The sequence below is a fragment of the Cupriavidus sp. YAF13 genome (assembly GCF_052113425.1).
Taxonomy (GTDB): Bacteria; Pseudomonadota; Gammaproteobacteria; order Burkholderiales; family Burkholderiaceae; genus Cupriavidus.
This window is the reverse complement of record NZ_JBFRDD010000008.1, coordinates 162,959-183,142: the sequence shown is the minus strand read 5'-3', so window position 1 is coordinate 183,142 and position 20,184 is coordinate 162,959. Positions and strand designations below refer to the sequence as shown.

Genomic DNA, 20,184 nt, shown 5'->3' with positions numbered 1-20,184 from the left:
TATCTGGGCCGTAAGCACGACCGCCCGCCAGGGCCCACTGTGCTCTGGCRCGGCTTCTTCATCCTGCACGAGAGCATCAAGATGTATCGCATCTTCCGCCAGAACGAATGAAGTCATGTCGATGATTTGTGGGTAATCCTGAGCGTCGTTGACAGGGGGAGGGCGAACGTTTTTTAAGCCACCAGAATTGCAGGCTGAGCTGGATCGCAAAATCCGTGCTGTCGAGGGGCATCGATTCCTGAGCCAGCGGCTGCTCGCTTCGGTGTGGTCACCAGTTTTCCTTGAACGGTCTCAGGTCGAGCTCCTGCGTCCACGCCGATTTCGGCTGGCGGTGCAACATCCAGTAGTTTTCGGCAATGGCATCATACTCAAGGAGTCCTTCCGGACCGAGGTGCTCAATCATTTGTGGATAGGCGTCCTGAAGCCGGTCTCCGAGAATGCCACCATCGATGACGATATGCGCGACGTGAATTCCCTTGGGCCCGTATTCGCGGGCCATGCTTTGCGCGATCATTCGAAGTCCCGCCTTCGCGGCGGCGAAGTGCGCAAAGCCGGGCTTGCCGCGCAGACTGCCGGAGGCGCCAGTGAAGATCACGGTGCCGCGGCCCAGCGGGACCAGTCGCCGCGCGGCCTCACGACCGACCAAGAAGCCCGAATAGCAGCCAACGCGCCAGAAGTCTTCGAACTGTGCTGCGGTTAGTTTCGTGAAATCGATGAAGGCGTTGTTGCCAGCGTTGGACACGATGACATCGGCGGGCTCGCGGCCCGGCCCTGGGTTCATCGCGCGGTCGAAAGCGGCGATCACCTGCGTTTCATCGGTCACGTCAGTCCGAAGCGCTTCGGCACTGCCGATTCCCGACGCGGTAATCTCCGCGACCACCTCCTCAATTTTGGACAGCGTGCGTCCGGTCGCGATGACGTGATAGCCCTCGCGTGCGAAGCGCCTGCACACGGCGCCGCCGACTCCGCGGACCGATCCCACGCCGAACACGATTGCAGTTGGCTGACTCATGTCATTGTCTCCATTCAGTTAGTGAGGATACTGGCGTCATCGCGCAAGCTGGCCTCGAGGGTGGCCAGGTTGCCGAACTTGTGCGTTGCGTGAAATCGATCATTTATCCAAGAAGGAAAGTGCCTTTGATACGAAATCGGCCTGATTCTGGAAAATCCCACCATGCCCGGCGTCTTCGTAAATGACCAGTTGTGAGTCCGGAATGCGTCGCGCCATGTCGGTACTGTTCACGGTGGGCACCATGATGTCGTTGTCGCCGTTAGCGATCAGAACCGGGATCCGGATGCTGCCGAGATCCTGCGGCGCTTGCCGGCCCCAGGCCTTGATCGCCTTCAACTGCCGCAGGAAGGCGACCGGTGTCGGGTCTTTGTCCCGGTTTCGCTTGCGTTCCTTCAATCGTTCCAGGAAGGCCTTCGCGGCTTGGCGACCATTCGCCGTGGACGTGAAGAACAGGTAGTACTTGGGATCCCTCCGCGTCAGCAGGCCCTTGATGATCAATGGCCAGGAAACCGCGCCGACCTTGTCGATGCCTTGGCCGCCCGCCGGGCCCGTACCGGTCAGAAGGAGCTTGCGGACCAAGCCGGGTGCTTTCAGCACCATGTCCTGCGCCACGAATCCCCCGAGGGAAAAGCCGAGCAGATCCACCGTCTCGAAACCAAACGCGTGGATCAGGGCGATGGCATCGCATGCCATTTCATCGACAGTCACAGGCGCCGTGCCGCCCGAGGCGCCGATTCCCCGGTAGTCGGTGGCGATGACGCGATGCCTGCCGGCAAGGCCATCGACGATCCGGGGATCGAAATTGTCCAGCACCGCGCCCCAATGATTGAGAAGAATCAGTGGCACTCCACTGCGCGGCCCCAGGTCGCGGTAGGCAAAGGGAGTGCCCCCGACATCGATCAACAGGTTCGCGGCATTGGCGTAGGTCGTGGCCGATCGAACGTCCTTGTCGGAATTGGTCATTGTTTACTCCGCGTAGGCGAACATCAATGATGATGAGCATAATCTAAAATGTCAATGTCTTTGATGATGGCCAACATCAATGTATATTGACGCCTTGTTTCTTGGCTTACAGAAAGAGGCTCACGGGCATGAAAGTCACCAAAGCACAGGCACAGGAGAACCGGGCGCGCATCGTTGAGACGGCGTCCACGTTGTTCCGTGAGCGCGGCTACGACGGCGTGGGTGTGGCAGAGTTGATGGCGGCCGCCGGCTTCACCCACGGCGGGTTCTACAAGCACTTCCGTTCCAAAGCCGACCTGATGGCCGAGGCGGCCGCCTGCGGGATATCACAAACCGAGGCGCGGACCGGGGGAGTGGACATCCCCGAGTTCATCAATCGCTACATTTCCCGGGAGCACCGCGACGCCCGTGGCAGCGGCTGCACGATGGCGGCCCTTTGCGGCGATGCGGCGCGTCAACCAGAAGCCATCAAGGCCACGTTTGCAGCTGGAATCGAAAGCCTGCTGACTGCACTTGAACGCGAAGGCGTGACGTTGGGTACGTTGGATCAGCGCGAGGCGCGCGCAAAGATGATCGACATGTTCGCCCATTCGGTCGGCGCGATCGTGCTGTCGCGAGCCTGTCCGGATGACTCCCCGCTGGCGGACGAGATTCTGGAAGTCTGTCGCTCAGAAATTCTCGCGCCATTGTCGACGTCGGTGGACAACTAGCAAGCAGGCCGTGCGACCCGGGAGCCTCCGCAGGGTCAAGACACCGCGCAGCCCGATATCGAGGGCCGACCCTCAAGAACGTGTTTGCCGTTCACGGGGTCGATGCGACAGGCAAAGCACTTCTCGTGAAGCCGAGAGTTGCCCGTGATCAGTTGGCCATGCTGATTGCCGAGTTAACACCTTGTCTGATTGGCATGGAAGCTTGCTCGGGTGCGCATCATTGGGCTCGGCTGTTTTGCGTGCATGGACATACCGTCAAGCTGATGGCGCCCAAGCTGGTTGCGCCATATCGGATGTCCGGCAAGCGTGGCAAGAACGATGCAGCCGATGCAGCGGCGATCTGTGAGGCGATGACCCGCCCCAACATGCGCTTTACCGATCAAAGACGAACAGCAGCAAGGCATCCTCTGCTTGCATGGCACCCGCCAGGGCTTTGTCGAGGAGCGCACCGCGTGCTACAACCGGCTCCGTGGGTTGCTAGGCAAATTTGGCGTCGTCTTGCCACGGAAGCCCGACCGACTACGAAGAGAGATCGGGGCGCACCTGGAATCCCTACCGAGCTGGGCCAGCCGGTGCATCAGCGATTTGCGGGAGCACGTTTCAGGACCGCTTCAGTCGCTGGGTCAGAAGCCTGGTTGAGCGTCGGGGATACTGGCGAGCGGCTGTCGCGATCGCCGCCAAGAACGCGCGGTTGGCCTGGGCAGTCTTGCACTTCGGCGACGCCTTCAAGCCAGAGCCAACCTCCCGATGAACTTGATTTCCGCGAAACAAGCAATCTGCAGGAGGCCAGATCAGAAAAGATGCATGGAGCGCGGATCACAGTTGCACTGCCGGCGTTGATGTGAAGCGGGTTGGACCCGCGCGAGGCGCATCTGAGAAAAGTATGGGGAATTCAATCCCGATAATCGAACGAGGCCTTCGCGCGCGTCTTACATCAGGGTCCGGGCCTTTGGCCCAATATGACCGTTTGTAGTCCCGCAGTCCTTCACCTTTTCCCATCACACTGAAAGAGCAATAACGCATCTGCCACGGAAAACTTCGATTGGGTTTGCAACCAACGGGGAAGCCCTTGTAGTACTTTGCGTGCGAAATCTGGCGGTATGGCCGTGAAATATTTTAAGAATCAACCAGTTGGAAAGCTACTGGCTCCAAGTAGCCTTCATGGCCGAAAAGCCTTACTGTAAGCCGAATCCGGAGCGCCCACCGCCAGATTTCGCACGCAAGGTACGATGACCCCAAGTGGGAAAGCAATCTTGAAGCGCAGATCCTGCGCTACCACGTCGAGTAGCAGGAGGGGCTGCCCAGATGGACGCGATACTGCGGCCCTCGCGGTTCGATGCCTACCTGCCATTCATCCATGATGGCGCAGGGGAAGTTCCCATCGCATACGGCCAGCCGCCCGGCCGACCCTCAGGATTAGGCTGCAGATTTCTCCCGTCTCTGAGAAGGCATGAGTTGATTCAAAGAACCGGCAACAGATACGTCGCAAGCGAGACCCAATAGGCTGCCCCCACCGCAAGCGTTTCATCGTTGAAGTCATAGTGGGGGTTGTGCAGTGGAGCACTTGGTTGACGACCATCGGCTCCCAACCAAATGTAGGCGCCGGGCAGGGCCTGTAGCATGAATGCGAAATCCTCGGACGCCATCGAAGGGGGGATGCCAACACGTACTCCCTGGCCCCCACGGGTAGCCTTCGCAGCCGCGATTGCGTTGTCTGCCTCGTGCGAACTGTTCACGGTTGCTGGGTAGCGTCTCGCATACTCCACGTTTGCAGTGGCTCCCTGAGCCGCGGCCAGCGTCGTTGCCATGGACCGGAGTGCATCTTCGGCGCGGTCCTGTACCTTGGCATCGAAGCAGCGGACGGTACCACGGATCAGAACGCGGTCGGGGATCACGTTCCAGGTGTCCCCGCCGTGAATCTGCGTCACACTTACCACGATGGTATCCAGGGCGCTCACGAGCCGGCTTGGAATAGTCTGCAGGCCCAGAACGATCTGTGCAACGCTGATGAACGGGTCGACCCCTCGCTCGGGCATCGCGGCATGCGAGCCCCGACCTTGCACAGTGATCTCGAACGTGTCGAGTGCGGCCATCATTGGACCGTGGTTGATGGCAAATTCCCCAGCGGGCAACCCGGGCCAGTTATGCATCCCATAGACCGCATCACACGGAAAGCGTTCGAACAGTCCGTCCTCAACCATTGCACGGCCGCCGCCTTCGTTCTCCTCGGCCGGCTGAAAGATGAAGTGAATGGTGCCTTTGAAATCCCGATTTTTGGCCAAATGACGAGCTGCGCCAAGCAACATGGCCGTGTGGCCGTCGTGTCCGCATGCGTGCATGATGCCCTTGTAGGTCGAGGCGTGGGCAACCACACTGAGTTCCTGCACTGGCAGCGCATCCATATCGGCGCGCAAACCAATACTAGGACCCTCTCCTGTTGTGATGGTGCCGACGACGCCCGTGCGACCCAGACCGCGATACACATCGATGCCCATGCTGGCTAGTTCCCGGGCGACTAGGTCAGCCGTACGATGCTCTTCGAATGCCAGTTCAGGATGAGCGTGCAGGTCGCGCCGCCAAGCAAACATCGCGTTGACGACGTCGGGGTCGAGTTCAGGGGTGAAATCGGACATGGCTCAGATCACCGGCTTGTGCATAAAGAACTGTGCGATCAGCGCAGCGCCAACAAAAGTACCAAAATTGGCCGCGAAGGACACGACGACAATGCGCCAGCCCAGCCTGCGGAATGCCGGAATGTCCTTGGCAATGGAGAGTCCAGCGAAAGCGAGGATGGGGGTGGATAACGCCAGGAAATTGATCTTGCCCGTCATCTCCGCGATGTGCGCGGCACCCGGGAAGCCGGGGAACGTCAGGACCATACCCACAAGAGACACCCAGACTACGGCGGGCAGACGCGCGCCAGTCAAGCGGTAGAGCACGTAGCCCACGATCACAACGGCCACGATGATGGCAATGCCGCCGAGAACCAGAGGGTCAACGGGGGATGTCTTGTAGGTAATCCRGTTGCCGCACAGGGCAAAGGCCGCTACAAGCACCCAGGTGAGGACCAGACCTGGCATGCCCAGGCTCGGCGCGGGATCGTGGATGTCCGCGGAGAGCGCGGACGACGACTCAATGGTGGCGCTGGTCGTACGTCCGATCAGGGGTTCCAGCCGGCCGTAGGCCCAGATGGTGAAGGGAAGGGAGAGGAAGAGGGTGAAGTAAGTGCCGATCGTCGTCGTGATCAGATTGCTGGCAGCCGCAAATGTCGCGACGTCCTTGGCCACCTCCGGCGTCTGCTGGGCGGCGATCGAGCCGGCGGCGGCAGCCATCATGCTGCCGGAGCCGACACCCGCGCCCATGGCCAGGGCAAGGGGGTTGAAGATATTCAGGCTGGCGATCAGGCCCGCCACCACGGCGATGAACACTGCGCCGAAGACCGTGCCCGTCAGGTACTCGGCCAGTACCCCCTGGCCCTCGGGAGACTGCATTCCGAACTTCTCTCCGATGATCGCTAGGCTTGGTTCGCGCCCGACGGAAAATGTTGCCCCGATGGCCTGGCGCTTGATGCCAAGGAGCAATGCGATCGGCAGTCCGAACACCATCGTGCCGAAGAAGTGGCCGAATTCTTGGAAGACCAAGCCGAAGCCCGAGGCCGCGATTTTGGGGAGGGAGCCACCAACTAAGAGTGCCAGTTTGGCAATGAACAACAGCAGCGCCGGCTGAAGGATCGCTGCGGCGACGCGCTGGAGTTCGGTGCTGACCGCGACGCCTGGGGGGAGCCGCTTGCTGGCCAGGCCCCAGGCCCCGCCCATCAGCAATGCCCAAAGTAAGGGAAGTAGAACGATCTTGGCCGGGCCGAGCGGGACGCTGACGTTGCCGACGAATTCTGCGACGACGACCAGAACGAATGCGAAGAAGAAGAGCCTGGCCTTGTCGCCAGCAGTACTCGCGCACGTTGTGGCAGACAACGAATGAGTGGACATGGTGGAATCCTCCGGGTGGGGTTAGGGCGCGCGGGCGCGTGGTGTCGTGGCGGCCGGCGCGGCCGCGCGCGCTACCTACTTAACGGTCCAGGCTCGGCGCGTACCCGAACGGCTGGTTCGGGTTGACGGCGGTCTCAACCCAAATGCTCTTTACCTGGGTGTACTCGTGCAGCGCTTCAATGCCGCTGGACCGGCCATAGCCGCTAGCGTCATAGCCGCCGAAGGGCGAGGCCACGTTGATGACTTTGTACATATTCACCCAGAAGGTGCCAGCCTTGACTTGGGACGCCACGCGGTAGGCGCGGCCGATGTCGCTCGTCCAAACTGCACCGGCCAGGCCGAAGTCGCTGTCGTTGGCGATGCGGATGGCGTCTTCTTCCGTGTCGAAAGGGATGGCGACGACCACTGGGCCGAAGATCTCGGTCTGGGCCACCGTCATGTCGTTGGTGACGTTCTTGAGCACCGTTGGGCGCACAAAGTAGCCGGGACCCGATGCCTCGCCGTTGCTTCCTTCCACCACCGTCGCTCCTTCCTTCACGCCGGTTTGGATCATGTTGAGGACGTGGTTGAACTGCTTGGCATTCTGAACAGGCCCAACCTCGGTTTCGGGGGCAGTGGGCTCGCCGACACGAAGCTGGCGGGCACCGTCTGCCACCATTTGCACGAACTTATCGTAGACGCTGCGTTGTACCAGCAGACGTGAGCCTGCCACGCAGCTTTGGCCCGCATTGCCGAAAATTGCCGCCTGCGCCCCAATTGCCGCGCGCTCCAGGTTTGCATCCTCGAAGACGATATTGGCAGACTTTCCACCGAGCTCGAGCAGGCAAGGGATCCCGCGCTGCGCGGCGGCCGCGGCGATCTTGCTGCCGGTGGGCACGGAGCCCACGAATACCACCTTCTTGGTCGCGCGGCTCATCAGGGCCGCTTGCCCCGTCGTATGGCCGTAGCCGGCGAGGATGTTGATGACGCCTTTAGGTAGGCCTGCCTGCTCGGCCAGCAAGGCCACGGCCAACGAGCTCAGCGGGGTGAGTTCCGAGGGCTTGAGCAACACGGCATTGCCCATGCAGATCGCCGGTGCGATCTGCCAGCCACAGGTATTCAATGGTGCGTTCCAGGGGGTAATCTGGAGTACCACGCCGCATGGCTCCCGGCGTGTGAAGTTGAGGTGGCCGCTCGGCACCGGGATGACGTTGCCATAGACTTTGTCGCTCCAGCCCCCGTAGTATTCGAACATCTCCGCGACGCGCAGCGCTTCGCCCCGACAGTCGCGGATGGGCTTACCCGCAGAGAGCGATTCGAGTTGTGCCAGCGGCTCGAGGTTGGCCCGTAGCAAACGGCCGATCTCCTGCATGATGCGGCCGCGCTCCGCATGGCTGACGGCCGCCCAGGCACGTTGGCCCGCGACTGCCGCGTCTACCGCCTTGCTGACGACTGCACTGCCGGCATCCTTGTAACTGAGGAAGGTTTCGCCGGTCGAAGGGTTCACCAGCGGGATCTCTTCGCCTTCGCCCTGCAGGATTTCGCCGTTCACATAGGAGCCGATGATGCCTTGCGGAAAGAAGACGCCAAAGGACGCGAGCAGTTGTTCGGTGAGGTTGTTTTTCATGGTGAGGATCTCCTATCAGAAGTGCTCAAGCCTGCGCGGGCTGGGGACGCGTGCCAAGTTCAACGATGCGATTAAAGTCCTCATCGTCTTGGATGGTCTCACTACTCTTAGACCACAGCTCGGCGACCTTGCCGGACAGCGGTAGATCCAGATCGAGTGCACCGATCAGTTCCTGCGAAAGGCGCACGTCCTTGCGCATCAGCTTCATGGTGAAGCCCGAATCGAACTTGCCGTTCATGATCCACGTCGGGAAGCTATGTTCGGTAACGAAGCTTCGGCCGGAGCCAGCGTTGATTCCTTGCAGCAGGCGCTCGACGGGCACGCCGGCCTTGGCAGCCATCCGCGTGACCTCGGCAGCCACGATCAGGTGGGAGGCGGTGAAGAGGTTGTTGGCGATCTTTGCGACATGACCTGCACCTACGCCACCCACATGGACGCGCTTAGCGCTCATTGCCTCCAGCACGGGCATAGCTCTAGCAAGGTCCTCGTCGGAGGCACCAATGACCATGGCCATGGTCCCGGAGATAGCGCCCTTGGGGCCGCCGCTGACTGGCGCGTCCATCATGCTCATGCCAACCGCTGCAAGCTGCGCTGCGAGCCGGCGCGTGGTGTCGGGATGCGAGGTCGAGGTGTCGATCACGAGCACGCCAGGCTTTGCATGGCTGATCAGGCCCTCTGGGCCTGCCACGACTTCGGCGACGATCGCTGCAGTCGGCAGTGAGAGGACGAGCGCGTCCGACAACGCCAGCACCTCCTTGACGGTCTCCTTGACCGGGACACCTTCCTTGGCCAGCGCGTCGCGCGTGGCCGCCGAAGCGTCCGTGCCCACGACGGAGAAGCCGCCACGCTGCAAGGATAGGGCCATGCCACGCCCCATGTTGCCCAATCCGATTACGCCAATGGTGTTCATTCGATTTCCTTCGGGTGGATGACGAGTTGCTGTTCTGGCGAGCGGCATGGCCCTGTTCGGACCCCATTGATGAATCGCGTGGCAGCTCTGCCGTAAGCGAAGAATTGCACTGCACGGATTGGCTAGCAATGGCATGAGCGGTAGAATTGTGTTGCTTTCCAGTCAACACACAGGAGTCGCAATGGCGCGCCCTAGTCCGGAGATGGCGTCCTCCCTTGAGGATCGACGCGTCCGGTATCTTTACGAAGCGGTTGCATCCGGTTCCATTCGCGCAGCGGCAGACAAGCTGGACATGAATCCGTCGGTGGTGAGCCGGCAGATAGCGCAATTGGAAACCGAACTGTCAATGCCACTGCTCGAGCGGCTGGGGCGCGGGGTCAAGCCCACAGAGGCCGGTCAGATGCTAGTGGAGTACTACAGGCAGCATACGTCTCATAAGGAGGACGTACTCAACAAGCTCGGCGAGGTCGCTGGCCTTGTGCGCGGGCATATCGACCTTGTCCTTGGGGAGGGCTTTGTTGGCGACCTGATGGCGGAACCATTGCAGGCGTTCTGGAAAAAACACCCGCATCTCACCGTCAGTCTGAGTTTGGCCGGTACCAACGAGGTCTTAAGGCGTGTGGCCGAGGACCAGGCCCATATCGGCTTGGTCTACAACCCGCCCGTGAGCGCAAGCATTCGTTCTCGAGCAGCAATTCGCCAACCGATGTGCCTGATCGCCAAGCCCGATCACCCGCTAGTTGCGTTAAAGCGCGAGCCAGTCTTGCGGGACATTGCAGGCCATGATTTGGCGATGATGCACGGGTCATACGGCACGCGCCAAGCCATCGAACTTGCGAGTCAATTGGAACACCTGCGGCTCGTTCCGAAGCTAACGACCGACTCCATTTCGGTGGTCAAACACTTCGTGAAGGCAGGGCTTGGCGTTGGGTTGCTTCCTGCCTTCGCCGTCACACAGGAAGTCGACGCAGGCGATCTGGTGGCAATTCCCATCAATAACCGGATCCTGGCGAGTGCAGAGGCGCATATCGTCACGCGTCTGGGCAGGCAGTTGCCGATCGCGTCGAATCAGCTCTTGCTACAGCTCATATCCACGATGCGTGCTTTCCGGGACGCGAAGCCGAGAAGAAGTGGCAAGGCATGACGGCATGTTGCAGCTACGCAACCGTTGAGTCCCTGGCAGAGGTGCTGCGCAGCGGTGGCGTGGTTGGGTACCCGACGGAAGCGGTCATGGGACTCGGTTGTGACCCATGCAATGAAGCTGCCGTTCGACGAATCTGTCATCTTAAGGCTCGATCCGTCAGTCAAGGACTGTTGTTGATAGCGGCGGACTTTGGGCAAATTGCGGGATTTCTCGACTTGAGGGGGATATCCGAGGACCGCCTCCGTGAAGTCACAGAAACCTGGCCGGGTCCGCACACATGGGTGTTCCCGCGCAGCGAGCATGTGCCCTCGTGGGTAAGTGGAACGCGAGGTGGGATCGCGGTGCGCGTGACAGCGCATCCGCCCGCAAGGGCACTTTGTCGGGCATTCGGCGGCGCGCTTGTCTCGACAAGCGCGAATCCCAGTTGTGAGCCTCCTGCAGTCAATATTGAGCAACTGAAGCGATACTTTGGCCGCGCGCTAGACGGCGTGCTGGATGCGCCAGTGGGCACACTGAGTCGGCCGACCGTCATTCGGGATGCCATCACCGGGAAGGTGATGCGCGCTTAAGCCGGGAGTTGTGGCACGACTCGGAGCGCGAGTTCTTCGGCGCTCGCCAGCAACTGGGAAACGAATACCTGCACTGCGGGATGTTTTCGTTCGCCTCGGCGATAGGCGACCGAAATACGTCGCTTCATTTCTGGGCGAAGCTTGACCGCTCGCACGTCAGAAGGGGTATGGGATAGCCTGAGGCCCGGAATCACGGAAACCGAGCAGCCGGCGGCGACCATGGCGCCGAGGATCTCGAATCCGCGGCACTCTGCATTGATTCGCGGTTCGTAACCCGCGCGCCGGCAGAGGTTGACGATGAATTCGGCGTAGAAGCTCGACGCTGAATCCAGGGCCCATGCCTCGTTCTTCAACTCTCCCATCGACACCGTCGCGCGATCCGCGAACCGGTGGCCACACGGCAGTAACGCGTACAGTACATCTTCCAGGAGAGGAACCTGCTCGACGGTCTTATCCTCTCGCCGCAACCGGAAAGTCAGGTCATCGACAAATGCGATGTCGGCCCGCCATGAGCCGAGCGCGGCTAACCCGTCGGCAGGCTCCATTTCCTCTAGCACTATCTCGAGGAAGGGGTAGGACACACCCAGCGTCTTGATCACATGTGGCAACAGCGCTGCGGCAACGGTCGGAAACGCCGCAACGCGGATCTTGCCAGCAATCTCCTTCTTTAACTGGGCCAAATCCGACTTGGCCTCCTCTAGCACACCTAGCAAACGCTCGACATGGGCCACCAGTACTTCGCCCGCTGTCGTCAGCCTCACTCCCCGCCCTTGCCGCTCGGTCAGCTTGATCCCTGCTTCCTCCTCCAACTGCGCAATCTGCTGTGAGACGGCCGAGGGTGTCAAAAAGAGCGCGTCGGCCACGGCGGCCATGGTCTGGCGTGTTGAGAGTTCGCGCAAGGCGCGCAGTCGACTGATTTCCATACGGGGAGGGTATACCCAAATAAACAGTTTTGCTAATGCATATCGTAAGAATACATCAATAGACCTATAGGAATGTTGTTCCTAGGATGGAGGCATCCCCCAACCCGTATCGTCCGAGAGGAACCAGATGAAACACTTTGCCATTCTCTGCCAAGCCGCTGTAGCCAGTGCAATCTGCTTTGCTGCAGGCCACGCTAGTGCAGCAACGTCCGTACTCGACACGGTTAAGGCGCGGGGCGTACTGAACTGCGGAACCGATAATGCCGCCCCCGGTTTTGGATATCTCAACACCAAGACCGGCGAGATGACCGGCATGGACGTGGATCTCTGCAAGGCGGTGGCCGCCGCGGTGCTGGGCGATGCGAAGAAGGTGAAGTACGTGGTGGTGACCGACAAGAGCCGCTTCAATGCGGTGCAGACCAATCAAGTGGATGTCGTGTTTGCCCACACGACGCTCAAGCCTGCGCGCGAATCGGCGGTGGCAGTGGACTTCCTGCCAATCTACTTCTACGACGGCAACGGAATCATGGTCAAGGGCAACAAGATTCAGAGTGTCAAGGCACTTAACGGCGCCACCATTTGCACGACTCAAGGATCGGCGACCGAGCAGACACTCTCGGGCTACATCAAGTCCCAGGGTTGGAGTCCTTCGACGAAGGTGCTCACCTATGAGAACCTGGAAAAGCTGTTCGCCGCCATGGAGTCCGGTCGATGCCAAGGCATGAGTACCGATCGATCCGCCCTCGCCACGTGGAAGGCCAACGCGCCCAACCCCGCCGACTACACGATCCTGCCGGAGACGCTGGACAAATCCCCTTTTGCCGGCTTCACGGTCGCCAACGACTCCCGTTGGCGCAACGCGCTGCGTTGGATTGTCTTCGCCACTTTCCAGGCAGAGGAGTACAAGATCGACGCGAAGAATCTGGATGCGTCGAGGAAGAGCCAAGATCCCTTCGTGCAGAAGTTCCTTGGCGTCAATGGCAGCTTTGGGCCGGATTTCGGCCTGCCTGTCGATTTCGTCAGCAAGGTCATCGGTCAGGTAGGCAACTTCGGCGAGATCTATGAGCGCAATCTTGGTCCCAAGACATCGACCTTCATCGATCGCAAGGGCACCCTCAATGCTCCGTGGAGCCAGGGCGGCGCACTGTATTCCCCTCCATGGATCTGATCCCCCGCAGGCGTGCGGGCCCAATGCCCGCGCCGAACGAGAACCGTACCTCAGAAGCCGCCATGAATCGAATCGTGAATCCGACGTCGGTGGAGCCGTCCGCCCCACCCAACGCGGCAGCAGGACTGACCGCCCTCGCCGCATTGTCTCCGCGTCCCGGACTGTCAACGTCCACTCGCCTAAGCTTGCGCGTAGTCAGGTTCGCCAAGCAGGCGGGAATCGTCTTGGCGGCCGTGGTCTTGCTCGCCTGGCTTGCACTGAGTGTGCGTGCGGGCCTGGCGCGCAACGGCATTGGCTTCGACATGGGCTTCTTGAGGCAGGCAGCCAACTTCGATATCAGCGAGGGCTATATTGTCACGTCGAATGGGATACGCTCGTTCACAGCTGCCGATACCAACGCCGAAGCGTTGCTGGCCGGCTTCTACAACACCATCAAGACGGCTGCGGTGTCCATCGTTCTTGCTACGGTGCTCGGCCTATTGGTAGGCATGGCGCGTATCTCACACAATTGGCTCGTTCGCCAGTTGAGCTTCGGCTTTGTTGAGTTGGCGCGCAACACGCCAATGCTCATCCAGTTGGTCTTCTGGTACTTCGCCGTGGTCTTGCAGATGCCCGCCCTGACGGACGCCTCGCGTTGGTTTGGTGGGATTCTGTTCAGCAAGCAGGGGCTTTACGTGCCGGCGGTAGCGCTGGCCGAACATGCTTCAAAGGGTGCTCTGTGGAGCTTGCTTGCGGGCACTGCCTTAGCGCTAGCGGCATTCGCTGCACGCAAGCAGCAGAGAATGGGGCATCTATTCCTCGCCTTGAGCGCAGTCGCACTGGTTGCTGCCATCGCACTGGGCTTTCCGTTGACCGTCGCCACGCCGCACGTTGATGGGTTCATGGTGGTTGGCGGTGTGGCAGCCAGTCCGGAGTTTGCTGCATTGTTCCTTGGGCTCAGCGTCTACACCGCCGCATTCATTGCGGAAATCGTCCGTGGCGCCATATTGGCTTTGCCGAAAGGTCAATGGGAAGCTGCGGCGGCACTGGGGCTGTCCAGGCGCTATGCCTTCCGGGACGTCGTCATTCCGCAAGTGTTCCGAGTGGTACTGCCTGCATTCGGCAACCAGTACATCAGCCTGGCCAAGACCACCTCGCTCGGCATCGCCATCGGCTTCTCCGATCTCTTCAATGTCTATGGCACCGTAGCCAATACGTCTGGCCGCAATCTTGAAGGCGTGATCGTGGTGATGCTTGCCTATCTTGTGCTCAGTTGGACGATCAGTTTCGTGGTCAATATCGTCAACAGACGACTTCTTCTAGCAGGGGCATCGCGATGACTGCTGCATTTCCGCGTTGGGTACGGCGCAACTTGTTAGCCACGCCGTTTGACACGGCGTTATCGATCCTCTTCATTCCGCTGTGCCTGTGGATGATGTTCAGTGTCGGCAACTGGGCCATCACCCAGGCGCAATGGCACGTGGTTGGCGACAATTTGCGCGTCCTCATGGTTGGCACGCTCCCCGGCGAGATGACGATTCAGCCCTGGCTCGCCACCGGCATCCTCGCCTTGGTCAGCGGCATGACCGTCGCGCTGGTCACATGTGCGCGCCGCCGAGCGCTTGGCATCGGCGTAGACATCGCTGCGCTAGCAGCCGCGGGATGCGTGTTCACGGGCAGCATTCCACTGGCATGCGCGCTAGGCTGCGTCGCCGTGGGTCTTGCCGGCTGGCTAGCCGTCGACGTCTGGCCATCTCTGCGCAAGATGGTTGGTGTGGCCTGGCTGCTCGGCTTGCTCTTCATCGGCGCGTTGCTGGCGCCGGCCGGCACCGAGCGCTGGGGCGGCTTGCTGATGGGGGTGCTCTTTACATTGCTGGCCGCGATATTGAGCGTGCCGCTGGGCATCGGCCTGGCGCTTGGGCGGCGCAGCCGATTTGCAAGCGCACGCATTATCTGCACCGGCTACATCGAGGTGATGCGTTCACTGCCACTGATTCTGATCGTCTACTGGGTCTGGATCATTACCCCGCTGGTGTCGCCACAGAATGCCATGCCTGACCTGCTGCGGGGGTTGCTTGGCTTCACACTGTTCTTTGCGGCCTACGTTGCGGAGTACGTACGCAGCGGGCTGCAGAGTGTTCCGCGCGGACAAATCGAGGCCGCTCAATCGCTGGGAATGTCGCCAGCGCAGATCAGCCGTGACGTGGTGCTACCGCAAGCGTTCCGCGTCGTCATGCCAGCACTGGTTGGCAACGTGCTCGATATCTTCAACAACGTGCCTTTGCTATTCATCATCGGCCTGACGGATTTTCTGCGGGCCGGCCAGATGGTGCTAGTCAATCCACAGTCTGGCGGTCGAACCTACGAGTTGTACGCCTTCATGTTTCTCGTCTATCTCGCTGTGGCTTCGGTGATCACATTTGGCGCGAGACGCCTGGAAGCACGGATGGCCATTGGCCACCGCTAACCCAACAATCCTTTAGGTATCCCATGAACAACATTGTCCAGATCGAGTCGGTCAAGAAATCCTTTGGCCCTGTTCAAGTCTTGCGTGGCGTTGATCTTTCGGTGGCAAGAGGCGAGGTACTGGTCATCATCGGCGCCAGCGGCTCAGGCAAGTCAACGTTGATACGGTGCGTGAACGGCCTCGAAGCGTTTCAGGAGGGGCGTATCGTTGTCGACGGGTGCGAATTGCCATGCGAGGCCGAGCGGGAACTCAGTGAGGACAAGCAATTGAATGAGGTTCGCAAGGGCGTTGGCATGGTCTTTCAGCAATTCAACCTATTTCCGCACAAGACGGTGCTGGAAAACGTTTCACTCGCGCCCATCCGGGTGCGCGGCAAGACCAGGGGAGCGGCCGAGGCGATGGGGCGTCAATTACTCGAGCGGGTTGGCCTGAAGGACCACGCAGCGAAGTTTCCCTCACAACTTTCTGGGGGGCAGCAGCAGCGCGTCGCCATCGCCAGAGCACTGGCAATGGAGCCGCACGTCATGCTGTTCGATGAGCCCACGTCGGCGCTCGATCCGGAAATGGTCGGAGAAGTGCTTGACGTCATGCGCGAGCTGGCGGCCGAAGGCATGACGATGATGATCGTGACCCACGAGATGGGCTTTGCGAGAGAGGTTGCCAATCGCGTCGTCTTTGTCGACCAGGGGAAGATCCTCGAACAGGGGGCACCTGAACAGATCTTCGACTCGCCCAAGGAGGAACGCACTCGCCTGTTCCTCTCCAGGGTACTCAAGCATTGAACGAACACACCCCGCAGACGAACTCCCCAAGGGCTGAGATCGTCATCAAATGATTATGTACGTTTCAGGAATGAACCCAATGGCTGCGACAATTGTCGGCGACCAAAAGTCGACCGAACTCTGGCACATATTGACCGAGCAGGCCAAGACTTTGTCAATAGCGTGCCCGAGCCTTGCCGAGACACTGTCGGAATCTATCCTCCGGCATCCGTCCTTCGCGAGCGCCCTTGGCGCAATGCTCGCACAGTCACTCGCCAACGTTACGCCGCCGGCGCTGCGCTTGGGTCCTCTTTTCGAGCAAGTGCTCCAGTTGCATCCGGAGATCGAGGTGTCGGCTGCATTGGATCTTGAGAAGCTGGAGGCGGTGAACCCAGCTTGCCCAGATCTTCTTACGGGCTTTCTTAGCTTCCGAGGTTTCCAAGGCCTGCAGTTATACCGGCTCAACCATGCCTTGCAGGGCGATGATCAGGGTGAGTTGGCCGTTCTCCTTCAGAATTGGGGTGCCATCCACTACGCCATGGACATCCATCCGGCCGCGCGCATTGGCGATGGCGTCTTTTTTGATCATGGCATGGGTATCGTGATCGGCTCGACTGCCGTCATCGAGGACGGCGTGAACATGTGGCACGGCGTTACCCTCGGCAGTACCCTGACCCAGGGCGGGGACCGCCATCCAAAAGTCCGCCGAAACGCAGCCGTCTGCGCGGGTGCCACGGTGCTTGGCAACATCGAGATTGGCGAAGGAGCCATTGTCGCCGCCGGCAGTGTGGTGTTGAAGCCTGTTGCCCCAGGCCGCGTGGTTGCCGGTGTTCCGGCCAGGGAGGTGGGAAGGGTGCCGGAGCGGCTCGATGCGATTGACGAGACCGTGAAACGCGCAACGACTGTCCAGGAGCTTTGAGATGGCTAACGTCAGATTTGGTATCGATCATCCGGTCGTTACGGTTCGCGACTTTGATCGCGTGCGCGAGCAGTTCAAGAACCTCGGATTCACGCCCAATCCGGTCGGGTATCACCCGTGGGGCACAACGCTGTCGCTGTTGATGTTCAAGGACAACTTCATCGAGATCATCGCCGTCAACGATCCCTCGAAGTTCGGAACGAATTCGGTCAATGGCTTCTGCTATGGACGCAACGTCGGGAAATTCACCGACCGTGTCGAAGGGCTGGGGCTGGTGGCGTTGCACAGCAAGGATTCCCGTGCCGACCATGCAGCGCTTGTCGAAAGCGGCTTGCAATCGCAAGGCCTGATCGACTTCCGGCGCAACATGACAAAGCCGGACGGCACGCCGGACGTCGCCGTCGTCTCGTTAGGCCTCTTTCTGAACGAGGAGCAGCGCGACGTGTCGAATTTCATCTGCCACCAGCATCGGCCCGAGCTGATCTGGGTGCCGGCATGGCAGGACCATCCCAACGGCGTGGTTGCCGTGACGGCCGTTACCTATCTGGCTGAGCGGCCGCTGGATCTGGCCCGCCGCTACATCGCCTTCTACGGCGAGGCGCGCGTTGCCCAGTCCGAGGACATCGTCGAAGCCGACACCGGCTGCGGCCTGATCCGTATCCTGTCACCGCGCGCGGCTGCAGACTACTACGGCGCCATACCCATGCCGGATTGGAAGGGTGATACGCAACCGCATGGCATCGGCCTAACTGTCAAAAGCCAGGCCCCAGCGGTACTGGAGAGCCTTTGGCAGTCAAATGGCGTTGACGTCCTGCGAAGTGCACGCGACACCTGGCTCATATCGCCGGAACAATGCGGCAATGTGATCATGGAATTCAGCGCGTAGTGACGAGCGGCAAACCGTCTCGACCCTCAATGCCGCACCTGGCAACCGTCACCACATCTCGCAATGAGAGGGATCGGAGTGTTGTCTTGCGGTCAACGGAAATTCACTTCCGATGCCGTTGCTTGGTAACGACCGCTAGTTCATCCTTCAGACACGCTAGGTACTAATCAACGCATCGGAGAGCAATTCGTGGCAGTCAGTGTATTCGACCTTTTCAAGATCGGCATCGGGCCATCGAGTTCGCACACCGTGGGGCCCATGCGCGCCGCCCGGATGTTCGCGCAGGTCCTGGGTGGAGAGGCGGGCAGCAGCGATGTTTGCCGTATCCGCGCCGAAATGTTTGGCTCGCTCGGGGCCACCGGCAAGGGACACGGCACCGACAAGGCCGTGCTGCTGGGCCTCGCTGGCCACGAACCTGACACGATCGACGTTGAACGGATACCCGGCTATCTCGACGACATCCGTGAGAGCGAATCGATCTTCTTGGAGGGGGACATGCGTCTCACATTCAAGGAAAAAGAAGACCTGATTTTCTATCGGCGTGAGACGCTGCCATTCCACGCCAACGGCATGCGCTTTACGGCGCTGTCTGGGGCCGGGGACACAATTCTGGAGCGGATCTACTACTCTGTGGGCGGAGGCTTCATCGTTAGCGAACAGGTGGCCGTGGACGGAAGCAGGCAGAAGAGAATCGCACCGGACGTGACTGTGCTGCCGGTCCCATTCCGCTCAGGACAGGAACTGCTGGCGCAGGCGACTCACCTCGGCTGCAGTATCGCAGAGGTTATGCGGCGCAACGAGCGGCACTGGCGATCAGATGCGGAGACACGAACCAGATTGCTGCACATATGGGCTGTCATGCGCGGTTGCATCGATCGTGGTTGCCGAACCGAGGGTGTGCTTCCGGGCGGGTTCAAGGTTCGGCGACGGGCGGCGGCCCTGGCCAAGCGCCTTGAATCCGACGTTGGGCGCACCGACGATCCATTGGTGGTGATGGACTGGGTTAACATGTTCGCCTTGGCAGTGAACGAGGAGAACGCTGCTGGCGGCCGCGTTGTAACTGCGCCCACCAATGGTGCGGCCGGTATTATCCCTGCAGTGCTCAAGTACTACGCGCAGTTCGTGCCTGGCGCTTCCGACGACGGCATAGTTGACTTTCTTCTAACTGCGGCAGCGATCGGAATTCTGTATAAGGAGAATGCATCGATTTCGGGAGCTGAGGTCGGCTGCCAAGGAGAAGTGGGCGTGGCCTGTTCGATGGCGGCAGGTGCATTGTGCGCCGTGCTCGGCGGTAATCCCGAGCAGGTCGAGAATGCAGCCGAGATTGGCATGGAGCATCATCTTGGTCTGACGTGCGATCCGGTTGGTGGCCTGGTGCAGATACCGTGCATCGAGAGGAATGCCGTAGCCTCCGTTAAGGCGATCAACGCTGCCCGCATGGCGATGCACGGAGATGGCGCGCATCACGTGAGTCTGGACAAGGTCATCAAGACAATGCGCGAGACGGGCGCCGACATGCTGACCAAATACAAAGAGACTTCGCGTGGCGGCCTGGCAGTCAATATTGTCGAATGCTGACGGGCGAGATCGTTGAGGAGGTTGTTTCCGGTTCCTCGCGTTACCGGAAGATGCAAGGCTCCTTCACGGCAACTCGCCAAGTCACTGGGAAGGCGACCAGTTGTGTGGTAGCGGCAGCAGCCAGATCGTGACCCTTGTCGAACGCCAGACTCGCTACCTTATGCTGGTGAAGATTGCCAGCAAGGATAGCGAGACGGTCGTCAATGCACTCATCAAGCATGCGTGTAATTGCCGCAGGAACTCTACAAATCGCTTACCTGGGATCGGAGATCCGAGACGGCGGAGCACAAGCGTTTCACCGTGGCCACGGACATCAAGGTCTACTTCTGCGATCCTCAGCATCCGTGGCAACGCGGCTCGAACGAAAACACGAACGGCCTTCTGAGACAGTACTTCCCCAAAGGGACCGATCTCTCTGTCTATTCGCAAGCCAAGCTACGATGCCGTAGCGAGGCGGCTCGATGAGCGCCCCCGAAAAACACTAGACTTCGATACACCGGCTGAACGATTCCATCAATCCGTTGCGTTGACCGGTTGAATCCTCAGCTGAGAAGCTGCCCTTTGGAATCGCTGCGACGACCACGGGCACGCTTCGAGCACGTC

At 60.2% G+C, this 20,184-nt stretch carries 17 protein-coding genes and 2 pseudogenes; 12 read left to right on the top strand and 7 right to left on the bottom strand.

Annotated features, from left to right (window positions below; genetic code table 11):
* Positions 1-268 precede the first annotated feature (268 nt).
* On the bottom strand, positions 269-1,012 hold the full coding sequence (locus tag AB4061_RS09815; RefSeq protein WP_441633176.1) for an SDR family NAD(P)-dependent oxidoreductase: 744 nt from the start codon (positions 1,010-1,012) through the stop codon (positions 269-271).
* 99 nt (positions 1,013-1,111) lie between these two features.
* On the bottom strand, positions 1,112-1,975 hold the full coding sequence (locus tag AB4061_RS09810; protein ID WP_441633174.1) for an alpha/beta fold hydrolase: 864 nt from the start codon (positions 1,973-1,975) through the stop codon (positions 1,112-1,114).
* A 128-nt stretch (positions 1,976-2,103) separates the two neighbouring features.
* Between AB4061_RS09810 and AB4061_RS09805 the strand changes: the two genes are divergently transcribed.
* A complete protein-coding gene (locus AB4061_RS09805) occupies positions 2,104-2,685 on the top strand; it encodes a TetR/AcrR family transcriptional regulator (protein ID WP_441633172.1) in 582 nt (193 codons plus the stop codon).
* A gap of 80 nt (positions 2,686-2,765) precedes the next feature.
* Positions 2,766-3,436: pseudogene (locus tag AB4061_RS09800) on the top strand (IS110 family transposase).
* Positions 3,437-4,145: 709 nt separating this feature from the next.
* Here AB4061_RS09800 and AB4061_RS09795 read toward each other — a convergent pair.
* The 4 genes from AB4061_RS09795 to AB4061_RS09780 form a co-directional block, all read right to left on the bottom strand.
* Complete coding sequence (locus AB4061_RS09795; RefSeq protein ID WP_441633170.1) at positions 4,146-5,318, bottom strand: M20 aminoacylase family protein; 1,173 nt, start codon at positions 5,316-5,318, stop codon at positions 4,146-4,148.
* 3 nt (positions 5,319-5,321) lie between these two features.
* Positions 5,322-6,671, bottom strand: coding sequence for a DUF3100 domain-containing protein (locus tag AB4061_RS09790; RefSeq protein ID WP_441633168.1), 1,350 nt, complete (start codon positions 6,669-6,671; stop codon positions 5,322-5,324).
* Positions 6,672-6,750: 79 nt separating this feature from the next.
* Positions 6,751-8,277: an aldehyde dehydrogenase family protein gene (locus AB4061_RS09785; protein WP_441633166.1), complete on the bottom strand. Its 1,527-nt coding sequence runs from the start codon at positions 8,275-8,277 to the stop codon at positions 6,751-6,753.
* 25 nt (positions 8,278-8,302) lie between these two features.
* On the bottom strand, positions 8,303-9,322 hold the full coding sequence (locus AB4061_RS09780; protein WP_441633164.1) for an NAD(P)-dependent oxidoreductase: 1,020 nt from the start codon (positions 9,320-9,322) through the stop codon (positions 8,303-8,305).
* A gap of 46 nt (positions 9,323-9,368) precedes the next feature.
* On the opposite strand from AB4061_RS09780, the gene AB4061_RS09775 reads away from it, so the two are divergent.
* Positions 9,369-10,331, top strand: coding sequence for a LysR family transcriptional regulator (locus tag AB4061_RS09775; protein WP_441633162.1), 963 nt, complete (start codon positions 9,369-9,371; stop codon positions 10,329-10,331).
* The gene (locus AB4061_RS09770; protein ID WP_441633160.1) at positions 10,328-10,900 is read left to right on the top strand and encodes an L-threonylcarbamoyladenylate synthase; all 573 of its coding nucleotides are present in this window, start codon (positions 10,328-10,330) and stop codon (positions 10,898-10,900) included. Before AB4061_RS09775 ends, AB4061_RS09770 begins: the two co-directional genes overlap by 4 nt.
* Here AB4061_RS09770 and AB4061_RS09765 read toward each other — a convergent pair.
* Positions 10,897-11,823 carry a LysR substrate-binding domain-containing protein gene (locus AB4061_RS09765; protein WP_441633158.1) on the bottom strand — a complete coding sequence of 309 codons (927 nt, stop codon included), beginning with the start codon at positions 11,821-11,823 and terminating at the stop codon, positions 10,897-10,899. The genes AB4061_RS09770 and AB4061_RS09765 overlap by 4 nt on opposite strands.
* 127 nt (positions 11,824-11,950) lie before the next feature.
* Here AB4061_RS09765 and AB4061_RS09760 point away from each other — a divergent pair, with 127 nt between their 5' ends.
* The 8 genes and pseudogenes from AB4061_RS09760 to AB4061_RS09725 all read left to right on the top strand — a co-directional run.
* Complete coding sequence (locus AB4061_RS09760; RefSeq protein ID WP_441633156.1) at positions 11,951-12,991, top strand: transporter substrate-binding domain-containing protein; 1,041 nt, start codon at positions 11,951-11,953, stop codon at positions 12,989-12,991.
* A gap of 62 nt (positions 12,992-13,053) precedes the next feature.
* The gene (locus tag AB4061_RS09755) at positions 13,054-14,310 is read left to right on the top strand and encodes an ABC transporter permease subunit (RefSeq protein ID WP_441633154.1); all 1,257 of its coding nucleotides are present in this window, start codon (positions 13,054-13,056) and stop codon (positions 14,308-14,310) included.
* On the top strand, positions 14,307-15,437 hold the full coding sequence (locus tag AB4061_RS09750) for an amino acid ABC transporter permease (protein ID WP_441633152.1): 1,131 nt from the start codon (positions 14,307-14,309) through the stop codon (positions 15,435-15,437). The genes AB4061_RS09755 and AB4061_RS09750 overlap by 4 nt, the downstream gene beginning before the upstream one ends.
* A 23-nt stretch (positions 15,438-15,460) precedes the next feature.
* Positions 15,461-16,219 (top strand): amino acid ABC transporter ATP-binding protein, encoded by a 759-nt coding sequence (locus tag AB4061_RS09745; RefSeq protein ID WP_441633150.1) that lies wholly within the window; start codon positions 15,461-15,463, stop codon positions 16,217-16,219.
* A 49-nt stretch (positions 16,220-16,268) separates the two neighbouring features.
* Positions 16,269-17,117, top strand: a complete 849-nt coding sequence (locus tag AB4061_RS09740; protein ID WP_441633148.1) for a serine O-acetyltransferase — start codon at positions 16,269-16,271, stop codon at positions 17,115-17,117.
* A gap of 1 nt (position 17,118) precedes the next feature.
* Positions 17,119-18,003: a VOC family protein gene (locus AB4061_RS09735; RefSeq protein WP_441633146.1), complete on the top strand. Its 885-nt coding sequence runs from the start codon at positions 17,119-17,121 to the stop codon at positions 18,001-18,003.
* A 189-nt stretch (positions 18,004-18,192) separates the two neighbouring features.
* Positions 18,193-19,581, top strand: a complete 1,389-nt coding sequence (locus AB4061_RS09730) for an L-serine ammonia-lyase (RefSeq protein ID WP_441633144.1) — start codon at positions 18,193-18,195, stop codon at positions 19,579-19,581.
* A 76-nt stretch (positions 19,582-19,657) separates the two neighbouring features.
* Positions 19,658-20,119 (top strand): annotated as a pseudogene (locus AB4061_RS09725) (IS30 family transposase); the annotation flags it as partial.
* Positions 20,120-20,184 lie beyond the last annotated feature (65 nt).